The 3,460-nt window shown below is 33.5% G+C and carries 5 protein-coding genes; 2 read left to right on the top strand and 3 right to left on the bottom strand.

Features of this window, described 5'->3' with window-relative positions:
- Positions 1 to 633, top strand: a 633-nt coding sequence (locus ACKI67_RS04020) for a thiamine pyrophosphate-dependent enzyme (RefSeq protein ID WP_407462102.1), incomplete at its 5' end; no start/stop codon positions are given.
- Position 634: 1 nt separating this feature from the next.
- A complete protein-coding gene (locus tag ACKI67_RS04015) occupies positions 635 to 1,249 on the top strand; it encodes an indolepyruvate oxidoreductase subunit beta (protein ID WP_407462101.1) in 615 nt (204 codons plus the stop codon).
- 131 nt (positions 1,250 to 1,380) lie between these two features.
- On the opposite strand, the gene ACKI67_RS04010 is transcribed toward ACKI67_RS04015, so the two are convergent.
- The 3 genes from ACKI67_RS04010 to ACKI67_RS04000 all read right to left on the bottom strand — a co-directional run.
- Positions 1,381 to 1,971: a zinc ribbon domain-containing protein gene (locus ACKI67_RS04010; protein ID WP_407462100.1), complete on the bottom strand. Its 591-nt coding sequence runs from the start codon at positions 1,969 to 1,971 to the stop codon at positions 1,381 to 1,383.
- A gap of 188 nt (positions 1,972 to 2,159) precedes the next feature.
- Positions 2,160 to 2,741, bottom strand: a complete 582-nt coding sequence (locus tag ACKI67_RS04005) for a TMEM175 family protein (RefSeq protein ID WP_407462099.1) — start codon at positions 2,739 to 2,741, stop codon at positions 2,160 to 2,162.
- A 77-nt stretch (positions 2,742 to 2,818) separates the two neighbouring features.
- Positions 2,819 to 3,460: HEAT repeat domain-containing protein (locus ACKI67_RS04000; RefSeq protein WP_407462098.1), on the bottom strand; the 642-nt coding region annotated here is incomplete at its 5' end.

Genomic DNA, 3,460 nt, shown 5'->3' with positions numbered 1-3,460 from the left:
ACTTTAGGAATCTCCCCTCCTTATGAAACTGCAGACTATCTTCTTGCTATGGGTTCATCTGTTGGTGACGGTTGCGGATTCTCAATTGCAACCAATCAGCATGTAATGAGCTTCATTGGAGATTCAACATTTTTCCACAGTGGATTGTCTCCACTTGTAAATGCAGTTCACAACAAGAACAAGTTCGTGCTTACAATTTTAGATAACAGAATCACAGCAATGACTGGTGGTCAGCCAAACCCAGGTATTCCAGTTGATGGAATGGGAGATGAAGCTCCTGCTGTTTCCATTGAAGATATTGTGGAAGCTATTGGAGTAAAATTCATGAAGATTGTAAATCCTCACAACATCAAAAAGACTGTTGACATTTACAAGGAAGCGCTTGAATATGAAGGTGTTGCTGTTGTAATTGCAAGATACCCATGTACATTGATCAAGGGACAAAAGAAAAAGGCACCTATGGTCATTAAGGACAATTGTGTAAAATGCCTTACTTGTGTAAAGACTCTTGCATGTCCTGCTATCTCTTATCTGAATGATAAGGTAGTTGTTGATGAAGCATTATGTAAATCATGTACTGTTTGTATACAAGTCTGTCCGAACAAAGCTATTGGAGTAAAGAAAGGTGATTAAGATGGCAAGTAATGATAATAAGAATTACAGTATTTACATTTCTGGTGTAGGTGGTCAGGGAATTATCAAAACATCTGTAATCATTGGTGAAGCTGCAATGCTTGAAGGTTATGATGTTGTAATGAGTGAGATTCACGGTATGAGCCAAAGGGGAGGATCTGTGTCAACTGAACTTAAGATAGGTAATTTCAAATCATCAATTGTAGAGGAATCCAAGGCAGACTTGATTCTTGCTTTTGAACCTATTGAAGTCTTAAGAGGATTGAACAAGGCAAACAAGGACACTACCTTAATCTTTAATACTTTCCCTATTGTGCCTTCAACATTGACTCAAACTGGAGAGACCTATCCTGAAATTGATGACATTGTAAAGAATCTTAATGACAATTTTGATTCAGTTTTCCCAATTGAAGGAAACGGGCTTGCAATAGAAGCTGGAAGTATCTTATCTTTGAATATGGTGCTTTTAGGTGCATGTGTTGCAAATGATGATTTCCCACTTGCAAAGGAAACCGTTGAAACTGCAATGAAAAATAATTTAGCTCCTAAATTCCATGAAATGAATTTAAAAGCTATTGAAAATGGTTATAATGCAATTAAAGACAAGCTTTTATAGCCTTCTGCCAAGCTTTTTAGCCTTCGGCTATAAAACCTTGACCAAAATCTTTTTACTAGTTGGGAGTTTCCAACTATTTCTTCTTTTATTTTTATTTTAAACTTTTTTTAAAATTATTTTATAAACAATTCTTATTTTCCATGTAAGTTTATACCGCAGATTTTGCATATTGTATCTTCTTCCTTAACCCTATTACCACATTGTGGACAGTATTTAGGAAGTTGAGGTTTAGCTGGCTTGACTTTCTGATTAAGGAAAATGTCTTCTCTGATTTTTCTGTTTTGAATTAGGCAAGCCCTATCCCAATCATGTTCCATAAGTGTCTTTTTTACAAAATAAGCTTCAACCATGCTGTCATATTGGCCGTAATTTTCTTCGCCTCTTATTACACAGAACTTACGTTCCTTATGGTTGAATACGATTTCTCCTTCCAGATCTTTTTTGAATTTCAGGTTTCCTTCAATACGTCCTCTTGGACGACTTTCTGGAAATGGAGGAAGTTCCATATCTTCATATTTATTAGGCAAATCACATTCCACAAGCAGATCGTAATCAAACTTGCAGTAAAATAAGCAATCCCTTTCATAGAGTGCATCGGATAGTTTACTGAATTCGCCGTAATCCTTGTTATTATATTTAATACGATATTTCTTACCGGACTTTACAATATTTCTGTAAAAATATCTTATATTATTAGTTTCTATCCTAACACCTCCATTCAAGTCGATTAGATGCAATTGCCAAAATATTTGGTTATAAAATTTTTAAAAAAATAAGAAAAAAACAATTAAATTTTAAGTAATATTAATATGTTTTAATAATATATTAAATTTTTTAAAAGTGTTTTTTAAAAAATTTGGTGTAAAAAAATAAGGTGTATGATGGTTTTATTTAGTTTTTTAAAACTGTTTTATGCTCTTAAGGAACTTACTATTGACCTTAAGATGGTTATTAAACAGCAAATGCTGATTGCAATCGGATAACCTAATATGGCTATTATAAAACCTAATATGAATATTGCTAAAGGAATGTATAAAGCATCCCGAATACTGAATGCATCTATTATGTTATCCTTGTTTTCCTCATTGATCTTTAGCAAAGACTTTGCCATTATATACAGGATGATATCTACAATAATGAAGTCCAATCCATATAATGCCTGTGGAATAAATGAATTTGGATTATTTGCTACAAAAGTTGTCAAATATGGAATCAATGAGAATATTAGCATTAAAAGAATATTTAACCAAATGATTCTAGTGTTGATCTTTTCAACATGATTATATATAATGTGGTGGTATTGCCATAGGTTGGCACACACTAAAAAACTGATTAAATATGCAAAATAAGATGTTCTCAATGCCCAAATGGCTGCAAGGGTTGGAGCTGCAGGCTGTGGCAGTTCTAAAACCAGCACAGTAACTATAATTGCAATGATTGCATCATAAAAGGCCTCAAGCCTGCTGGTTTCCATAAAAGGTTCAGTGCTCATATTATAATTTCTTTACATATACATTAATATATATTTTGGATTTTTATCAAGTCATTTGCAGTAGGGTATTTGCATAGCTATTTAGATTCTTCACTATCTTTCAATGCTTTTCTTGTTATTCTAACTGCACCAGCACTATGTATGCGAACAGTAGGGTTTCCATCATTTTCTGCAAAATATTCCAGTTTCTCCAAGTAAGCTTTCACACATTCTGGTTTTCTTCTCCCAACAACCCTAAACATTTCTGGAGCTTCTATCCTAACCTTAGTTCCAGAATCTGAAATCATTTCATAAAATATGTCAAGCTTTTCACAAAACAGATCTGGAGTGTTTACAGCAATGTTTTCACAAGCCCAGATAAATGCATGTCTAACATTTTCTGTCTTATCATCTTTCAGTTTCATCAATGTGTCCATATAATCTATTATCAAATCTTTATCTGCTCTTCCTATTCTTCCAATTGCATTAGCTGATCTTTCTCTCAATTTGGAATCATCCTCTTCAAGGTAAGCTGCAATATCATTGATATGTGGTTCTATTTCTTCAGGATATTTCAAACCCATTTCTCCTAGAATCCATAATGCCTTTGCTTTTACGGCATTAGAATAATCATCATTTAGTTTAAGGGCAACAGAACCTATATTTTCCTTCCAACTATCCTTTTCCTTTGTAATGGCCCTTAATTCTTTTATTATTTCCTTATCATCAGCATTGTTTGA

Source organism: Methanobrevibacter sp. (assembly GCF_045577275.1).
In the GTDB taxonomy this organism is placed as follows: domain Archaea; phylum Methanobacteriota; class Methanobacteria; order Methanobacteriales; family Methanobacteriaceae; genus Methanobrevibacter.
Note: the sequence above shows the minus strand (reverse complement) of the source record. Positions and strands in the feature narration are given on the sequence as shown.